The sequence below is a fragment of the Enterococcus durans NBRC 100479 = LMG 10746 genome, assembly GCF_001544215.1.
Classification (GTDB): Bacteria; Bacillota; Bacilli; order Lactobacillales; family Enterococcaceae; genus Enterococcus_B; species Enterococcus_B durans.
Genome location: NZ_BCQB01000023.1, coordinates 1 through 18,745 on the forward strand (window position 1 = coordinate 1; position 18,745 = coordinate 18,745).

Annotated in this window: 12 protein-coding genes and 1 other annotated feature; of the genes, 3 read left to right on the forward strand and 9 right to left on the reverse strand. The window is 37.5% G+C overall.

What is annotated here, in order from left to right:
• Window positions 1-60: 60 nt before the first annotated feature.
• On the reverse strand, window positions 61-459 hold the full coding sequence (gene spxA / locus ED2_RS07945) for a transcriptional regulator SpxA (RefSeq protein ID WP_005877288.1): 399 nt from the start codon (window positions 457-459) through the stop codon (window positions 61-63).
• A 763-nt stretch (window positions 460-1,222) separates the two neighbouring features.
• Between spxA and ED2_RS07950 the strand changes: the two genes are divergently transcribed.
• Window positions 1,223-1,930, forward strand: a complete 708-nt coding sequence (locus ED2_RS07950; RefSeq protein ID WP_005877290.1) for an HAD family hydrolase — start codon at window positions 1,223-1,225, stop codon at window positions 1,928-1,930.
• 179 nt (window positions 1,931-2,109) lie between these two features.
• Here the strand turns inward: ED2_RS07950 and ED2_RS07955 are convergent, their stop codons facing one another.
• From ED2_RS07955 to ED2_RS07970, 4 genes are all read right to left on the reverse strand, one after another.
• Window positions 2,110-5,304, reverse strand: a complete 3,195-nt coding sequence (locus ED2_RS07955; RefSeq protein ID WP_016176913.1) for a DEAD/DEAH box helicase — start codon at window positions 5,302-5,304, stop codon at window positions 2,110-2,112.
• A 17-nt stretch (window positions 5,305-5,321) separates the two neighbouring features.
• Window positions 5,322-8,453 carry an AAA family ATPase gene (locus ED2_RS07960; protein WP_016176912.1) on the reverse strand — a complete coding sequence of 1,044 codons (3,132 nt, stop codon included), beginning with the start codon at window positions 8,451-8,453 and terminating at the stop codon, window positions 5,322-5,324.
• Between the two features lie 6 nt (window positions 8,454-8,459).
• Window positions 8,460-9,581: an exonuclease SbcCD subunit D gene (locus ED2_RS07965; protein ID WP_005877296.1), complete on the reverse strand. Its 1,122-nt coding sequence runs from the start codon at window positions 9,579-9,581 to the stop codon at window positions 8,460-8,462.
• A gap of 290 nt (window positions 9,582-9,871) precedes the next feature.
• A complete protein-coding gene (locus ED2_RS07970) occupies window positions 9,872-10,498 on the reverse strand; it encodes a lysophospholipid acyltransferase family protein (protein ID WP_005877298.1) in 627 nt (208 codons plus the stop codon).
• Window positions 10,499-10,626: 128 nt separating this feature from the next.
• Between ED2_RS07970 and ED2_RS07975 the strand changes: the two genes are divergently transcribed.
• Together ED2_RS07975 and ED2_RS07980 are read left to right on the forward strand one after the other, a co-directional pair.
• Complete coding sequence (locus ED2_RS07975) at window positions 10,627-11,361, forward strand: tRNA1(Val) (adenine(37)-N6)-methyltransferase (RefSeq protein WP_005877300.1); 735 nt, start codon at window positions 10,627-10,629, stop codon at window positions 11,359-11,361.
• Window positions 11,351-11,638 (forward strand): GIY-YIG nuclease family protein, encoded by a 288-nt coding sequence (locus ED2_RS07980; RefSeq protein WP_005877302.1) that lies wholly within the window; start codon window positions 11,351-11,353, stop codon window positions 11,636-11,638. Before ED2_RS07975 ends, ED2_RS07980 begins: the two co-directional genes overlap by 11 nt.
• Window positions 11,639-11,937: 299 nt before the next feature.
• Here ED2_RS07980 and ED2_RS07985 read toward each other — a convergent pair whose 3' ends face one another.
• The 4 genes from ED2_RS07985 to hisS form a co-directional block, all read right to left on the reverse strand.
• Window positions 11,938-13,869, reverse strand: a complete 1,932-nt coding sequence (locus ED2_RS07985) for an acyltransferase family protein (protein WP_005877304.1) — start codon at window positions 13,867-13,869, stop codon at window positions 11,938-11,940.
• Window positions 13,870-14,116: 247 nt separating this feature from the next.
• Window positions 14,117-14,992: a YitT family protein gene (locus ED2_RS07990; protein ID WP_005877306.1), complete on the reverse strand. Its 876-nt coding sequence runs from the start codon at window positions 14,990-14,992 to the stop codon at window positions 14,117-14,119.
• A gap of 399 nt (window positions 14,993-15,391) precedes the next feature.
• Complete coding sequence (gene aspS / locus ED2_RS07995) at window positions 15,392-17,158, reverse strand: aspartate--tRNA ligase (RefSeq protein ID WP_016176910.1); 1,767 nt, start codon at window positions 17,156-17,158, stop codon at window positions 15,392-15,394.
• A 14-nt stretch (window positions 17,159-17,172) separates the two neighbouring features.
• A complete protein-coding gene (gene hisS, locus ED2_RS08000) occupies window positions 17,173-18,465 on the reverse strand; it encodes a histidine--tRNA ligase (RefSeq protein WP_005877310.1) in 1,293 nt (430 codons plus the stop codon).
• Window positions 18,466-18,520: 55 nt separating this feature from the next.
• Window positions 18,521-18,729: a binding site (T-box leader), on the reverse strand.
• Between the last annotated feature and the right edge of the window lie 16 nt (window positions 18,730-18,745).

The window sequence follows — 18,745 nt, forward strand, 5'->3', positions numbered from 1 at the left end:
CGGAATATAAAAAAAACTTAGAAAAACTATTTGAAAGTTTTTCTAAGTTAAGATTTTTTTCTATAAACCAGCCATCAATTGTGCTTGACGCAATTCTAACTGACGTACATCTCGTGGTAAGAAACGACGGATTTCATCTTCATTAAAACCAACTTGCAGACGTTTGTCATCGATCATGATTGGACGACGCAACAATCCAGGGTTATTTTGTACAAGTTCCAATAATTCTTGCAACGGTAATTCATCAAGATCCATGTTTAGTTTTTGGAAAACTTTAGATCGTGTTGAAATAATTTCTTCTGTGCCATCTTCTGTCATTTGTAAGATTGCTTTTAATTCTGAACTGTTTAGAGGTTCAGAGAAGATATTACGTTCAACAAATGGAATCTGATGTTCTTGCAACCACGCACGAGCCTTTCTGCAGGAAGTACAACTTGGGGAAGTATATAGTGTTAACAACGTGCACCACTCATTTTTGTGGCTATTGCCACTTTTTTGTAACAGAAGATCATTATAATCTTCCATCTGTTTCTATTATACATAATCAACTTTTAAATAGCTACCTTTTTTCATAAAATTTTTTTAAAAAATGAAAGTTATCTAAGATTTATATTCCGTAAAACCAGCGTTTAGACCTTGGTTAACCATTTAAAAATGAGAGTTTTCAAATCTAATTCAAATGAACAAAGACAGTAAAACAGCTATTAAATCTGTATCATTATTTTACATGAGCTACTATTAGGTAGCGTTTTCATTAGAAGAATTATGTTTTTTATTTATTTTTATCCAAAATAATCTTGATTTACAAGTACAGATTAGAATTAATATAACGCTTATTTTCTCAATAATACAACTGATTTTTTTTATTGCTGGATGTATCATACAGAATAAAATTTACTTATTTTTGCATATTATCGTTATTTTATTTTTTAATTAATTTATTTTTTCTGTATTAGAAAAACAAGTGTAACTGTAAATATACCCTTTCTTGAATTAAAATTCTTGATCGACTTTAGTCAATAATGATTAGTTTGTTCATCAAACTATGAATCATTTTTCTATTTTTAGTGAAAAAAACTGAAATTTAAAAACCTTATCCTGTCAACTAATTTGAAATATAGTAATAAAAACCTTTATTTAACAAGCTTTTAAAGCTTATTTTTCTGTTACAATAGTCGAGGATTTGTGAAAAAAATGATGAAAACCGAAAGGCGTGTAAAATTTGATTAAATCAGTTGTGTTTGATGTTGATGATACGATGTACGATCAGCAACAACCATTTAGAAATGCGGTAAAAAGAGTCGTTCCGCTTGTTTCGGATGAAGATATGCATCCATTATATATCCGTTTCCGCCATCATAGTGACGAAAATTTCCCTAAAGTAATGGCAGGTAATTGGACATTGGAATACATGCGAGCACACCGGATCAGTCAATCACTCAAAGATTTGGACTATCCCCATATCACTGAAAAAGATGGCCTTTATTTCCAACAAGTTTATGAAGAAGAGTTAGATAATATTTGTCTTCATAAAGAAGTAAAGAAAACATTGGATTTTTTGAAAACAAAAGATGTTCCTCTTGGAATCATCACAAACGGCCCTACTGATCATCAAACAAAAAAATTGAATCAGCTTCAATTAAAAAAATGGATTCCTGCTGAAAACATGATCGTTTCTCAAGCAACAGGTTATCAAAAACCTGAAAAAGAAATTTTTCAACTCGCTGAAAAGCAATTCAATATGACAGCATGTGAAACATTATATGTTGGCGATAACTACGATAACGATGTGCTAGGCGCAAAAAAAGCAGACTGGCAAGCTCTTTGGTTCAACCATCGCGAACGAAGAATTGATGAATCACCAACTTGCGACATCGAAATCACCTCTTTTGATCAATTGTTAGAAACAATGCAAGCTATCTTTAGCTGATGTCGTTATCCTAACTTTATAACGCAAAAAAATAAGCCAAATAATCTTTAAAATAGCATTTGCAAGCCAAAAGATAGTCACTCTATCGTTTGATTGTACTTCGGGAAAGCTATTTTAGATTATTTGGCTTCATTCATTTTAGTACCTTATCTTCTAAATCTAACAGTTCATGATACTTCCTATTCTTCCAATTCTCCAACACTGAGGATCATACGAATATCTTCTTCTGTTAATTTAGTCAATTGTTCCTCATTCCCTTGGATGACTTTTTGGAATAATTCTCGTTTCTCTTGTTGCAGAGAATCCATTCGTTCCTCGATCGTTCCTTCTGCGATCATTCGCCACACTTCAACGACATTCTTTTGGCCGATCCGATGGGCTCTACCAGCTGCTTGTTCCTCAATTGCTGGATTCCACCATAAATCGTAAAGAATCACGGTATCTGCGCCAGTCAGGTTCAATCCAGTCCCTCCTGCTTTTAACGAAATCAAGAAAACATCTCTTTCTCCTTCATTAAACGCATCGACCATCGTTAAACGATCTTGCGGCTTAGTACTTCCTCTCAAATAGAATGTGGAAAGTCCTAATTCAGCTAATTCCTCTTGCAAAATTGTCAACATTCCTGTGAATTGTGAAAACAATAGGACACGACGATTATTTTCTTTTGCTGCTACAAGTAAATCTTTTACTTGCTCTAATTTGCCTGAACCACCTTGATAATCATCAATGAATAAACGCGGATCACAGCAGATCTGTCGTAATCGAGTCAGTCCTGCTAAAATACCGATTCGATTCTTTTTGAATGTTTCAGAATCCATTGAGGTGATTTCTTCTCTCATTTGACGCAGATAGGCTAGATATACCGTTTTTTGTTCTTCAGTCAATGCTGAGTAAAGGTTCATCTCCGTTTTTTCAGGTAAGTCTTTGAGTACCGTTTGTTTATCGCGGCGTAATACAAATGGCCGGATCATCTTCGCAATTTCTTCCGGAGTCAATTCCCTAAATCGTGTTTTGTTCGGGAAAAATCCTGGCATGATTGTCGCAAAAAGTGACCATAATTCTTCTAGGTTATTTTCGATTGGTGTCCCACTCAACGCAAATCGTTGTGGAATACTTAGTTCTCGTAGAGCTTGAGCGGTCTTTGTACTACTATTTTTAACCATTTGTGCTTCATCTAATATCAGATAGTTGATTATTTTTTCTTGGTAATCTGCTAGATCTTGCCTCAAACTTGCATAGGATGTCACTCTTATATCTGCTTCAAGTAATAATAGCTCTTCACGTTCTTTTTTGTTGCCGTTGATCACTTGGATACTTAAAGAAGGCGCAAATTTTTTCACTTCTGCTTGCCAGTTGTAGATCAAACTTGCTGGTGCAACGATCAAGGCAGATAGATTTCCTTTTTCTTCTTTTTCAGAAAGTAAGTACGCAATCGTCTGCAACGTTTTCCCAAGTCCCATTTCATCTGCTAAGATTCCGCCAAATTGATAGTTTCCTAACATTTTTAACCATTTAAACCCTTGTTTTTGGTAATCTCTGAGCTCAGCATGTAATGTTTCAGGTAATTCTACATGGTATTGTTCCGGTTGGATCAGATCCTGGATCATTTTTTGGAATGAATCACTAAAGGTTGCATTACTACCTGACAATTTATCTTGGATGATCAATCCTTGATTTTTCGGTAGATGTATCGTCCCTGAATCTGAGCGGATCGACTCTCTAAATTGTTGTAATACTTGACTGGTTTGTTGGAATTCTTCTGAATCAAATGATAATACTTGACCATTTTCGAGGGTATAAAAAGCATCATTACGTAATAAACTTTGTAAAACTTGGTCAATCTCATGTTCATTGATCCCCGTCACGTCAAATCGTATATCTAACCACGAGCTTGTTTCTTCTACCTCTATTTTTGGTTGATGTCGCTGCGCATCTAAGTACAATTCACGAAGCTTTTTACCAAGTCTGACTTCACCAAATTGACGGAAAACTGCCAATTCTGTACGGAAAAAAGCATACAATTCTTCGCCTGATGGCAAAGCACGTTCATAACCAGTTTCATTTTTTCGGTAACGATACATCTTGAATAAATCCAGAACTCGTTGTTCTTGTGCTTTATCCCTCAATACTTCTAAAGAATCCCCAGCACTCACTTCATGTTTTGCATCGGTTGAAAAAATCACTTTATCGTAGACGAAATCAACGCGTGTTTGTATCTTTCCTTTTGATTTACGGAAGTAAAAAACAAAGTCAACAGGAATATCCGTCACTTCTGCTTTCACTTCATCAGCTACCTCTACCTCACCAACCTCGGAAAGTAACGGAATGATCTCTTTAAATAAAGAAGAAAGCTCTTTTTTCTCAAATAATACTTCTGGTTCTGTAAATCTTCGCATGAGTTGTTTCCAAGTTAAATAGACAGCTTGCTGCTGCTTATTTAATGAATAAAAAGTGCCTTGGATCATTCCCCACTGGTAATGTGTCAAAAATAAATCAAAATCATTTTGTGCAACTAATCGATAAGACTCATTTTGCTTTGTTACTGTGAATACCAATGGTTTCTCATTCTCAGAAAATTGGATGCCCTGAAACTTCAACTCATTGATTTGCACTTGCAAGCGTGTCGTTTGATTCATCTGCGACAGCAACGATTTAGCTTGTTCGATCGGCAATAGTAGAAAACGTTTATCAAGTTTTCCTTTCACTTGCATCCCACTTGAGCCTAAAAGAAATTGCGTTTGCGCACAACCTGCTAATTGAGATAAAATCTCCTGATCCTCACTCTGGAACGCACGATGATCTAACTGAAATTGATACTGCTTATTAACGGTATAGTTCTCATTTTCAGTAAAGGATTGAAGAAAATCAAAAATATTTTTGACGATATATGTTTTCTTTGGATTATCTAAATAACCAATACGTAAATAGAGCGCTAAGATAGCTAATTCTGGGTGATAATGATTTGTTTCGATTGCCTCTACCTGATATTCAACAATCAAGGGTTGTATTCTTTGAGCAGTATTTTTGATTTTAAGCCGCGAAAATCCTTTTGATAAGATCTCTCCCTCACTACTTCTTTTCACTGGTTCGATCATTGCCTGATCTGCTTGAATGATTCGTGAAAGATTCTTGGATCGCAAGTACAACTCCACTGCCACAGTATGCTTACAATACTTATGCTCTTCCCAGTAAGGACATTGACAAAAATCAACTTCTTTTGCTGTGCCATCCAAATCCACCATGTATAGTTCACTACCTAAAACTTCTGCATGCCATACTTTTTCTTCTTGGTCAGGGACTACCGATAACACCCGTCCTTCTTGCAGGTACTGACGTCCTCTTGCAATGACTTTTTCCGGTATACTCCATTTCATCGTTATTCATCCCCCTATTATCCAAGATGATAGCGTACCTTACTTTGGCCACTACCTTCTGTACTGATTCTTATTTGTTGTACAACTCTTTCCTTTAATTCCCTTACATGACTGATGATACCAATCATTCGTCCTTCACTTTCAATCGTTTCCAATGCCTCGATAGCCATTTCAAGTGCTTCTTCATCTAAAGAACCAAAACCTTCATCAATAAATAGGGCCTCAATGGTTACTCCACCTGTTTGTGCTTGGATCACTTCGGCTAACGCTAAGGCTAATGAAAGCGCGGCAATAAAACTTTCCCCACCTGAGAGAGTATGCGCACCTCGAGACATCCCCGCTTCATCATCGTAGATATTGATTTCAAGACCCGTTTTACCGCGATAACTACCTACTTCTTCGGCTAATTCAAATTGATACCGATTTTTTGTTAGACGTTGCAACTGTGAGTTGGCCACTTGAAGTACTTCTTGTAAGTAGACTTGTAGCACATATCTCTCTAAGCTAGTCTTTCGAGGATTCTCACCATTGATCGTTTGTGCAAGTTGTTGCAGTTCGATCAGTTCATCTAACTGTTTCTGACTGGTTTGATAAATCGAAGAAAACTCCTCAATAATCTGTTGATTCTGATTCTTTTGTTCTTGCCAACGATAGCAACTTTCTTGCTGTTTAGTTACTTCTTCTTTTATTCTTTCTAATTGTTCCTTCAAATCATTTAAATCCTGAAGCTCTTCTTCCAGAGAAATCGTTGCTAGTTGTGCAAGTCGGTCCTCTACAATCAAGCGTTCTTCTTCATAGGTATTGGTGGCTTGAACTGCTTCATTGTATACTTCTTCTTGTTGCACAAAAGAAAGAATCTCCTCTGTTTCTTTGAAGTAGTCCTGCTCCTTCATTTTTTCTGAAATTTTCTCTTGGACGCTTTCAAGTTTTTGATCATTTTTTTTCTGCTGTTCATGGATCGTATCAAGCTGTGTTTTCAATAAGTTGATTTCTTGTGAATAACTAAGACCTTGTTCCATTTCTTTCGATAGCCGCTGCGTTTTTGAAGCGATTTGTTCTTCTAAGTATTTGACGTCCGCCGATAATGTATGGGTATCGATCTTTTCCAACTGCTTGGCCAAACTGGCTGATTCGCCTTGTGTTTGTTGGATTTTTTCTTTATTTTGATCAATGTATTGTCCGATTTCTTTTAACCTATCCGTGATTTCTGGTAATTTCTCCAGTATTTCTTGTTGGGCTTTCTTTGCCTGTGCAATGACACTTATCTGAGCCGTTAAATCACGGTCGATTTCCTTTAAGGATACAACAAGATCGCTCACCTTCGCAAATCTGAAAGTTTTTTTGATTTTCGTTTTCAATATTTCTTCGTTTTTAGCGATTTCTTCTCTCTTGGCTGAACACCATTCAGTAAGCTTTATTAGTTGCTCAGAAATTTTCGTTCGATCTGCTTCGTTTCGACCAATTTCTTGATGGATTTGATCGATCACTGATTCTGTTTGCGCTAATTTTTGTTCAAGTGCTACGATTTCTTCTTTTTCTGGCAGCTCATGCTGATCCTGTTGATTAGGATGTTCTGTCGCCCCGCATACTGGACAAGGTTGTCCTGGAAGTAATAATAGCTGTAGTCGTGCAATTTGTTGGCTCGCCCACTGACTTTTCAAACGGTCTAACAGTTCTGTCTGTTGACTTAGATACTCTTGGTTTGCTTCAAACTGACTTTTGATCTCATTTAACTGTACTCGATAACTTTCGATCTGTTCTTTCTTTTCGTTCCATTGTTCGATCATCTCTTGATGTTTTTCATGTTCTTGGCGGAGTTTTTCATAATGAAGTCGATTTTCTTGTAGCTCCTCTTGTTCTGCCAGTTGTTCTTGGATTTTTTGTTGTTCCAATAGGATCTGCGCTTCTTCTTGGCTGATGACTCTTTTTTTCTCTTTCAGCGCTTGCTCTTCCTCTTGTAACTCTTTTAGGTCTACTTGCTTTTGTTGCCATTGATCAGCGATCGGCAACAATATTTTTTTCTCCTGAAAATCTTTAGATAACCCGTCGATTTTTTTTTGGAGAGCCATTCGTTCTTCTTCTTGTTCTAACCATTTTTTGTAGAGCTGCTCTTTATGCGTAAGTTGTTCGAAATAAGCTCTTTCTTTTGTTGCCATTTCAAGCTGATCACTTACATATTCATGACTTCTTGCTATAGTATCCTGTAATTTTTGGGCAAATTCATATTGTTTGATCCATTGCCTTTTTTCAGCAATTACTGTCTCTTTTTCGTCTAACTCTTTTTTTCGTTGGATCAATCTTGTTTTTTCTTTGTAGCTTTTATTCAAAGATTCTGAGCGGTAATAATCATTTTCTATTTGTTTTTGTTGCTCTTGTAATTTCAAAAGTTTGGCTTTTTCAGCCAAGATGATTTCTTCAAGTGCTGTCTGTTCAAGCTGCCAAAGAGCAATCGTTTCTTCATAACTCACGTTTTCAGTTGGCTCTTCATTCATCATCACAAAACGTTTTCGAAGCAACGTCAGTTCTTGTTCCAGATGGTCCAACTTTTGCTGTTGTAACTTTGCCTTTTCTTTCAATTGTTCATTAAATTGCTGAAAGAATTGTGAACCAAATAAATTACGGAGAACCCCTTCTTTTTCACTACTTGAAGAAATCAAAAAATTACGAAATTCGCCTTGCGGTAATAACACGATTTGCGAGAACTGCTTCGCATCCAGATTCAGCAATTCTTTGATCAATTGATCGACTTCGCTGCGCTTCGTGTACTGTTTGACTTCTTTGCCTTTGGCATCAAAAATCGTTAATGACACTTTAGCAGCTTGCTTCCGATTGCCATTGCCTTTACGTTTCGCAAGCACCTGTTCTGGTTTTCGTTCTATTTCGTAACTCATCTGCTGATGTTCAAAAGAAAACAAGACACTCGTTTCCTCTTCCGGTGTTGCAAAAAGGGAACGCATTTCTTTCGCTGAACGGATCTTACCCGAAGTTTCGCCAAATAGTGCGTAGGTCATACCATCAAAAATCGTTGTCTTTCCTGCACCTGTTTTACCTGTGATCAAGAAAAGCGGTGCATCCGTAAGTTTAGAAAAATCAATGGTCTCATCAATAAATGGACCAAAATTTTTTAATGTTAATTTTTTAGGTTTCATTATTGATCATTCCGTTTCCGTAAGTTCTTGTAATGTTTCTGTCAGCCACTGGTTTTGTTTTTCTGTCAATTCTTCATTTGTCATCTCTTTGAAGAATCCCTGCACTAATTTTTGCGGATCTTTGGTCACCACTTTTTTCGAATTCCTTTTTACTTGAACTTCACGACCATTTGATCTTTCTACCCCTAGGATCCTCGGATAGATTTTTCGTAGTTGGTTCATCATATTCGGAATGATCGTTCGGTCTTCCAAATAAATCTGTACATAATTTTCTCGATTGATTTTCTGATAAAATGTTGGATCTAACAATTCTTTGAAGGTTGCAGTGATTTCTTCGATTTCAAATAGCGGCGTCAACTCGCGAAAAGTTAAAGATAATTCCTCCTCCAGATCAACGATCCACACGCCCTTTTGCTGATTGATTTCTGAAAGAGAAAATTTTAGTGGAGAACCGCTATAACGAGCGTTTTTTTGATGCAACGCTGACTTATTGTGTAAATGTCCTAATCCCACATAATCGAAGGGTTCAAGTAGTTCTCCAGGGACCGCATCTAGCCCGCCAACTTCGATCTTTGTTTCCGAATCCGATTTTGTACTTCCCATGACACAAAAATGACTAATCAGTATATGTTTTTTATTCGGATCAAATGCTTCTTGCATTCGGTCCACTACTTTTTCAATGGCTTGTTGAATCGTCTTGATCGTCTCATCTTCAAAATAGATCCTTGCCGCTATCGGTTCAAAATAAGGCAATAAAAAAATTTGACTGTTTTTAAATTCGATCGGTTGAAATGATTCTTCAAATCGTGTCTGTAAAAAATAATTGGAGTGACTAAACCAAGGTGTTCCCGCAGATAAACGGATATTACTATCATGGTTTCCTGAGATCGCAAAAATCGGGAATTTTTCGTGCAAGTTCCACTCGACCATCAACTCATTGAAAACTTCGATAGCATCAACAGCAGGCACGCTTCGATCATACAAATCACCTGCAATAACGATCGCATCCACTTTTTCTTCTTTTGCAATTTCTAAAATTTGTGCCAGTACATATTTTTGATCTTCAATCAAATCATAGCCTTGTAATTTTTTCCCTATATGCCAATCGGCTGTATGTAAAAAACGCATCTCATCACCTCAAAAAATGTCCTTCTGACTATTATAACACTTCCATTAACTACATGACACCTGTGATATTTTGTGAAAGACGTAAAAAGGAATATGGGACAAATCTAAAAAATCTGTTTTGCTACAGACTCTCGAATAAACGGTGAGAGCAGAAGCAACTCCTTCGGAAATTTCAAAAAAAAAAAACAAGCAATACAAAAAACGTATTGCTCGTTTTTCTCTCCAATTTCTCCCACCTAAACGACTTTTGCCTCGACGTTTTTGGATGAATCATTTCTACACTTGTTAGATCAATCTTTCTTTTGGATCTCATACTTAAAATCAGGATTGACTTCTTTATCTAAACGATCAAATGCTGCTTGTGTTCGACGTTCGATTTCCGCCATTCCTTCTTTATCTGTTTTTTTGATATCTGACAAATCGATCGGTTCGCCAAAGCGGACGGTCACACGTTTTCGTTTGAATAGATCGCCTAAAGTAAGCGGACCTTGATAGACCGCTGGAACGATTTTTGCTTTTGACATTCTAGAGATCAACGCCATACCGCCTTTAAGCTCCGTTGCATGCCTTGTTCCACTCGGAAACATGATCAACCCTAGATTCGTTGATTTCAGAATCTTGACTGGTGTTTTGATTACACTTGGACCTGGGTTATCTCTTTTTACTGGAAATGCGTTGGAATGAGTCAAAATAAAACGTAATACTGGATTTTTGAATAGCTCTTCTTTTGCCATAAAGCTAAACTCTTTTGGCGCAGCCGCCACAGCAAGATACAAGGGATCCCACCACGTACGGTGCGGAGCAACTAGTATGTAATTCTCATCTTGTGGCAATACTTCTTTATTTTCATATCGAGCATTTCCGTTGACCAAAGCTAAAATCACGCGGACAATCCCTCTCATAAATCGATAAAACATAGTCTCTTCCTTTCTGTGCTTATGGTCATAGTATGCCTAAATTCATTTGACTTTACAAGCTACCTTTGTTCTTTTTTATAAAAATAGTATAATACAAACAATTAGTTTTTTCATTTTGGAGGGAATCTATGCTTCACGAATACGAACGAATCGACCAATTATATGCGGAGGATATCAAAATCATCCAAAGCTCAGAAGTTTTCTCTTTTTCTTTAGATGCTGTTTTACTCGCTAATTTTGCACGAATACCAAAAAAAGGCCAAATCGTTGACCTCTGCGCTGGGAATGGAGCTGTGGGGCTGTTTTTAAGTAAGCGGACTAACGCCCACATCGATGCAATCGAACTCCAACCACGACTGGCAGATATGGCAAGGCGAAGTATCGCTTTAAATCAACTCGAAAAGCAAATGACGATCCATACAATTGATTTAAAAGACAGCCTTTCTGTTGTACGTCACAATTCATGTGATCTGGTTGTCTGCAATCCACCTTATTTCAAGGGGTTACCCACGAATAAAAAAAATCCTAATGAACATCTGGCAATAGCTCGTCATGAAATCTATACCACCTTGGAAGAAGTCATTTCGATCTCTAGTAAGCTTTTAAAAACAAATGGCAGATTTGCGATGGTCCATCGACCAGATCGCTTTTTGGAAATCATAAAAGTAATGGAAAAACAGCGAATCGCTCCCAAAAAAATCCAGTTCGTCTACCCTAAAGCTGGGAAAGAAGCAAATATTTTATTAGTTGAGGGAATCAAAGAAGGAAAATTAGATGGATTCAAAGTAGCTCCCCCTTTGACTACCTATGATTCAAGTGGTGAATACACTGCGGAAATACGTGCGATGCTTTATGGCCAATGAACACTACTTTTATGTTTTGTATTGCAAGGACCACACATTTTACGGGGGCTACACGACTGATTTGACTAGAAGACTAGGAGAACACAATCGTGGTGTTGGAGCTAAATACACACGATTGCAAAAACGTCGTCCTGTCAAAATGATCCATGCCGAAGTATTCGCTTCTCGCAGTGAAGCAACAAAAGCTGAGGCAGCTTTCAAAAAATTAACTCGACTACAAAAAGAGCGCTACTTAACTTCTCACTCTTCTTGTCCTCTACCAGAAGAAAACAAGTAAATCAGATGCTCTTTTCTGACTTTATGAGAATCCTGATCCTATTGATGAGGTCGAGACAAAAGTCGTTTAGGTTTGAGAAATTGGAGAAAAAAACGAACAATACGTTTTTTGTATTGCTCGTTTTTTTCGAAATTTCCGAAAAACCTGACTTTTGGCCGCCGTTTATTTGAGAGAGGCTGGGACAGAAGTGTTTAACTCCGAGAAATAAGCCGAAATTCACAAAAATCTGAAAAGCAATTTTCGTGAATTTCGGCTTAATTCTCGGAGTGAAATTCTTCTATTACGGTTTCTTCTTACTGTTATTCGTTTATAGTGCTCTCACTGACAGAAACATCTGTATTGCTATTTCCATTGGTTGTATCTTTCGTTGTTTTCGTGTCTGTTTTGCTTTTGCCTAGCAACGTCTCACTGACCAGATGGATATAGTGTTTCATTCCTTCTGGGTTTGGGTGGACCTGATCATCGTAGAACCAGTCACTATGGCCATTACTATAGTCATACCAATCAATCAAAGTGAGGTTGTCATACTTCTTCGCCATATCCGCTAGCATCGCATTTACATCATTTTGCCAACGTTTCGTAGGTACGCGAACGTTTACCCAGTAAACTTTGCGGTCACCTAGAGCGCTCATGATGGTATCGAATTGAGCTTCCGTAAATGCTCCATTTGTACCAAGTCCGATCAATACAGTATCTTTTAACAGATTTTGTTTTTTAAGTTCTTCAATATATGGTTCACTCGCATAAAGTTGGCGACCAACATCTCCATCCACAACGACATGCGGATATACCTCTTTCAAATCTGTTGCTGCATCTAGCATAACAGAGTCTCCGAAAGCAGTCAGTTGCAATTTTTGTGCTTTCTTCCCTTGCTCTACAGTTAGCTCGTACTTATCAAGAATTGCTTGATCCACTGTCCCATCATTCTTTTCAGAATCTTTTTGGCTTTCTTCTGCCAATTTTTTACTCTCAGCAATTTTTGCTTGTAACTGTTTCTGGTCTGCTGTCACTGAGTCTTTTGGCGCAGTCACAAAACCAACTAAAGCAACGATAACTACCAAAGTTGCAGGGATAAGCCATGGTTTTTGTTTGCTGATAATCGGTGTTTTGAACCAACCTTTGACTACTTGAAGTGTTCTACTGTAATCAAATCGAGCTAATGGTCGTTCAATATAGCGATATGACAATTCACTGATGATCAAAATCAAGGAGATTTCGATTACCGTGTGGATCAAGACATGATCGGCAATATCTGACACTTTGGCTTCATAAAAAATCATCACTGGAAATTGATATAAATAGATTCCGTAGCTTCTTTTTCCGATCCATGTAAATACTGGATTTGTCAGCCAACGATCTAAACTTGCACCGGGATGAGCCGTTACAGCAACTAAGATGACACAAAAGATGCTTACTAAGAACATCCCACCATAATAGACGAAACTATAATGATCATCTAAGAAGAAAAAGAAAAGGATCAATGCAAGTAACGAAATCAATCCAGCTAGATTCAAAATACGTTTTGCTTGCTTTGGAATATTTTTCTTTAAGCGCGTACTCGGCCAGACAAACGCAAGAGCGCTTCCCATCCAGATAGAGAATAGACGTGTATCGGTTCCATAATACACACGTGTAGGATCACCACCTGGAGTGTACAAAATCATCATCAAGATCGCTGATAAAACAGAGGTCCCTAAAACCGTATAGAAAATCCATTTTCTTTTACGAACAAAAACCATCAATAGAACAAAAATGACCGGCCAGATCAGATAGTTCTGTGCTTCTACTGCCAACGACCAAATGTGTGTAAACGGGGATTCATTGGCGAATCGATCAAAATAAGATAGTCCATTGTTGATTTGCCACCAGTTATTGACATAGAGCAAACTACTTACAACGACCCCTCGCAGATTGTTCAATAACCCTCGTTGAAATAAGGTGATGTACGCCGATGCAGTAATCAATAAAAATGCTAAGCCGGGGTAGAGCCGTTTCATTCGCCGGACATAAAATTGCCAAATGTTGATTTTTCCATCTTGTTCCCATTCTTGTCGCAACAAATCAGTAATCAGGTAACCTGATACAACAAAAAATATTGGAACACCCAAGTAGCCGCCCTTCATACTGGTTGGTAATAAATGGTATAAAATGACCCCTACAACGGCTAAAGAGCGAATACCATCAAAGCCAGTAATATAGCGACTTTTTTTTAACCTTTTCTTTTTTTCCATTCAATATTCCAACTTTTCATAAACTTTTTTCATTCATAATATACGTGTGTTAAGTGAAAATAGCAAAATAAATTCCAGCCATTTTACTATTTTTCCTATCATCCCATAAACTTAAAAAAAAAGAACATATTTTTAATAATTTTAACAAAATTTCAAAAATAACGATAGCAATCAAGAAGAACTTCTTTTATAGAAAATGCCGTAAACAGCCTTACGACTGTCTACAGCGTTTTATTCGTTGTTCACTCTAAATACCATCTTCATAAAATCGTCCAAGGATCTGGACGTTTTCCGCGATACTAACGAACGCATGCGGATCAGAGGCTTTCATTGCTTCTCTCAATAGCGGTAATTCATATCGTGTCACAATAGTCATCAATACAGTTTGTTTGTCATGCTTATATGCACCTTCTGCTTCATTGATGATCGTGATTCCGCGACGCATGCATTTTTGGATTTCATTGACCACTTTTTCTGGATGTTTTGTTACGATCATCACTTGCATTTTCTTTTGTTTCGTGTAGACAACATCCGTGACTTTTCCACTGACAAAAATAGAAAGCGTACTATAGAACATGTACTGCCATCCAAAAAGAAGTCCTGCCACAAACACGATCATCGCATTGAAATAAATCGAAATGGAGCCAATAGATTTACCAGTTTTCTTACGAATTGTGATACTTACGATATCCAATCCGCCAGAAGATATCCCATTCCTTAAAACTAGGCCGATACCCAGTCCCATAACAGCTCCACCAAATAACGCACAAATGATTGGATCAGTTGAAAGAACTGTTTGCGGTAAAATATGGATAAAAAGCGAAGTCAAAGTTACAGTGATAAAGGTAAAAATAGTAAACTTCTTTCCGATTTTTAACCAAGCCAAGATGAATAACGGAACATTCAAGAGATAAAGAGTTGTTGATACTGGTACTTCAAAACCAATCAATGATTTCGATAAAGTCGTCAGTATTTGAGCTAATCCCGTAATACCACTTGAATAGATATGCCCAGGTTGATAAAAGAAGTTTAGTGCTACAGATGCAATCAATGCATACACGATAGATGCCGAAAGTTTGGTCGTATAATCATGGTACGTCCAATTTTCGAAAGTTTTTTTCATGAAAAAGCCTCACTTTATATGTTATGGCTTAATTATAAAGGGTTTTAGAATTAAATCAAGAAAACATCGACACAAAAAAGCGGCTAGAACCAAAGGAATATACTCCCGAAAAAAATAAGCAAGAATTGACGAAAATCACTGTTCAAATCTTTGAAAATCTCGACTTCTCTCAAGCAGATTTCTTCTTATCGCTTATGTTTCTCCATATCGTTTACTCAAAAAAGAGAGTGGACAAACAATCTTGTCTCACCCTCTAAAAGAAGTTTTGAAAGAGTAGCTCAATTCCAATAATAAGCAAGAAAGAATTTTGTTCAACGACTTTTCATTGTTGAAAAACTTCTAGCTTATTTCTAAGAGTTTGCTTTCCCGCGACACACATGCTTCTCGTTTTAATTACATTTATTCTACACTTGTTACGTCAATATTCAAATCGAACAATTGTGCATCGGAAACGGTACTTGGTGCGTCACTCATTACATCTGCGGCTTTTCCGTTTTTAGGGAATGCGATTACTTCACGAATATTTTCTTCACCAGCAAGTAGCATGACGAAACGATCTAGTCCTAGAGCGATACCGCCGTGTGGAGGGAATCCGTAATCTAAAGCTGTCAATAGGAAGCCAAACTGTTCTTCCATTTGTTCTTGAGAAAATCCTAATGTTTTTAATACTTTTTCTTGTAGTTCTCGTGTGTGGATACGGATAGAACCACCGCCTAATTCGTAGCCATTCAAAACGATATCATACGCTTCTGCATATACTTTTCCTGGATCAGTACTTAATAATTCTACGTCTTCTGCTTTAGGCATTGTAAATGGATGGTGCGCAGAGACATACCGTCTTTCTTCTTCTGAATATTCAAATTGAGGCCATTCTGTGATCCATAAGAAATTGAATTTTGATTCATCGATCAAGCCTAATTCTTTTCCTAAACGAGAACGGATCGCACCTAGAGTTGCTGCAACGATCTCTTTCTTATCCGCACCAAACAATAGGATATCGCCGACTTCAGCGTTTGTTGCTGCAACGATTGCTTCCGTTGCATCACCCATGAATTTAGCGATTGGTCCTTTCAATCCATCTTCTTCCACTTTTAGCCATGCCAAGCCTTTTGCACCGAATTGACTAGCATACTGACCAAGATTATCTAAATCTTTACGGGAATACTTACTTGCAGCATTCTTCGCATTCAGAACTTTCACCACGCCGCCTTTTTCAAGTGCCATTTGGAATACTTTAAAATCAACATCTTTCACAATATTGCTTAAATCGATCAATTCCATGTCAAAACGTGTATCTGGTTTATCACTCCCATAACGGTCCATTGCTTCATCATACGTCATACGAGGAAATGGTAAAGTAACATCGATGCCACGAACATCTTTCATTACTTTGGCAATCAATCCTTCCGTATACGTTTGGATTTCTTCAGTTGTTAAGAAAGTTGTTTCGATATCGACTTGGGTAAACTCAGGTTGGCGGTCACCACGTAAGTCTTCATCACGGAAACAACGAACAATTTGGTAATACCGGTCAAAACCAGCATTCATCAGTAATTGTTTAAATAATTGTGGAGATTGTGGCAGCGCATAGAAATGACCTGCATGGACACGAGAAGGAACTAGATAGTCACGCGCTCCTTCTGGTGTTGATTTACCTAGATATGGTGTTTCGATATCTAAAAAGTCGTTATCATCTAAATAGTGACGGATTGCTTTCGTTGTTTCATTGCGCATTTTGATATTTTTTGTCATTTTTGGACGACGCAAATCCAAATAACGGTATTTCATACGGATTTCGTCACCGACTGTTTGATCATCTTCGATTAAAAATGGTGGTGTTTTTGCTTTATTCAAAATAACGATCTCGCTAGCAAATACTTCATATTCACCTGTTACCATTTTTGGATTGATTGCTAGTTCTTCACGTTTTTTCACAACACCAGTGATCTCAATGACATATTCACTACGACATTTGTCAGCGATTTCCCATGCTTCTTTGTTTACTTCCGGGTTAAAGACGATTTGGACGATTCCTTCACGGTCACGTAAATCAATAAAAATCACGCCTCCAAGATCCCGGCGTTTTTGGACCCATCCTTTTAATGTGACAGTTTGATCTAATTCTTTTTCAGATACCAAACCACAATATGTTGTTCTTTGTGTCATTTTTTCATTTCCTCCTACTCGAATAAAGTCATTTCATCATAGACTTCATCAAAATGTTCATAAACTTCTGTTAATGGGAAGCTTTTTTCTTTTCTATTTGCCATGGCTTTAACAGTCACTGTCTGATTTTCCAATTCATCTGCTCCAATGACTAAAACCAATTTTGCATTTGCTTTATCTGCCGTTTTGAATTGGGCTTTTGCTTTACGATTCATGAAGTCACGATCCGCAGAAAAGCCGAAATTCCGAATTACTTGTACGAGCTTCAATGCTTCGATGTTTGTTTCTTCACCTAACGCTACAACATAGGCATCTAATTCATTAAATGCAGGGATCACTACTTCTTCTGCTTCCATTGTCAACAGCAAGCGCTCGATACCCATCGCAAACCCAAATCCAGGTGTTTCTGGACCACCTAACTCTTCGACAAGATTGTCATAACGACCTCCTGCGCAAATCGTTGCTTGAGCGCCCATTTTTGGTGCATCACTCATGATTTCAAAAATCGTATGTGTGTAATAATCTAAACCACGTACCATATTATGATCGATTTCATAAGGAATATCCAATGCGTCTAGCATTGTCACCACTGTATCGAAGTGTTTTTGGGCTGACTCGCTTAGAAAGTCCAAAATAGAAGGGGCTTCTGCTACAAATCGTTGATCGCGTTTGTCCTTGCTATCTAGTACACGCAAAGGATTTTCGTGTAGTCTTCGTTTTGAATCTTCACTTAATTGCTCTTCAAAGGGAACAAGATAGTCGATCAAGGCTTGACGATACGCTTGACGTGTTTCTTTATCTCCTAAAGAATTAATGACTAAACGGATTTGGTTGATTCCTAATTGTTTGAAGAAATCAAGTGCCATTACCATGCTTTCAACATCAGTCGCTGGGTTTTCAGAACCAAACGCTTCTACGCCGATTTGATGGAATTGACGCAGTCTCCCTTTTTGCGGACGTTCATAACGAAACATTGGTCCCATGTAAAAAGTTTTATACGGTTTTGTGTACTCTGGTCCAAATAACTTGTGTTCGACAAAAGACCGCACGATTGGAGCTGTTCCTTCTGGTCGAAGGGTCACATGTCTTTCACCTTTATCATAGAAATCATACATTTCTTTTGACACAATATCCGTCGTATCACCGACACTTCGAGAAATCACTTCATAATGTTCAAAGATAGGCGTGCGGATTTCATTATATTGATAATCTCTAAATAACAAGCGGGCAGTTTCTTCTACAAATTGCCATTTTTCTGACTCACCAGGTAAAATATCATTTGTTCCTTTTGGTCTTTGGAAACTCATTTTTTTCTCTCCTTTTATTTTCTATGTAAAAAAAAATCCGCCCTCGTTCATCTTGAACAAGGGCGAATGACTAATTCATACACGGTACCACCTAATTTTGAAAGATTGCTCTTTCCTCTTACGATTAACGCTCGTACACGGAACGGCTTTTTACACGTTCATCTCCAGAGTGTCTTTCAGAATCGCCCCTTTAGATCATTCTCAGCCCAGATGATCCTCTCTTGTAAAGTCTCAGAAACCTACTCGCTCTTTCATCGATATTTTCAATATTAACTATAAC

Coding starts and splice junctions, on each gene's coding strand:
- ED2_RS07965 (WP_005877296.1), bottom strand. CDS start 9,581: ATGCGTTTTTTACATACAGCCGATTGGCATATAGGGAAAAAATTACAA.
- ED2_RS07975 (WP_005877300.1), top strand. CDS start 10,627: ATGCTTCACGAATACGAACGAATCGACCAATTATATGCGGAGGATATC.
- ED2_RS07960 (WP_016176912.1), bottom strand. CDS start 8,453: ATGAAACCTAAAAAATTAACATTAAAAAATTTTGGTCCATTTATTGAT.
- hisS (WP_005877310.1), bottom strand. CDS start 18,465: ATGAGTTTCCAAAGACCAAAAGGAACAAATGATATTTTACCTGGTGAG.
- ED2_RS07990 (WP_005877306.1), bottom strand. CDS start 14,992: ATGAAAAAAACTTTCGAAAATTGGACGTACCATGATTATACGACCAAA.
- ED2_RS07980 (WP_005877302.1), top strand. CDS start 11,351: ATGGCCAATGAACACTACTTTTATGTTTTGTATTGCAAGGACCACACA.
- aspS (WP_016176910.1), bottom strand. CDS start 17,158: ATGACACAAAGAACAACATATTGTGGTTTGGTATCTGAAAAAGAATTA.
- ED2_RS07970 (WP_005877298.1), bottom strand. CDS start 10,498: ATGTTTTATCGATTTATGAGAGGGATTGTCCGCGTGATTTTAGCTTTG.
- ED2_RS07955 (WP_016176913.1), bottom strand. CDS start 5,304: ATGAAATGGAGTATACCGGAAAAAGTCATTGCAAGAGGACGTCAGTAC.
- ED2_RS07985 (WP_005877304.1), bottom strand. CDS start 13,869: ATGGAAAAAAAGAAAAGGTTAAAAAAAAGTCGCTATATTACTGGCTTT.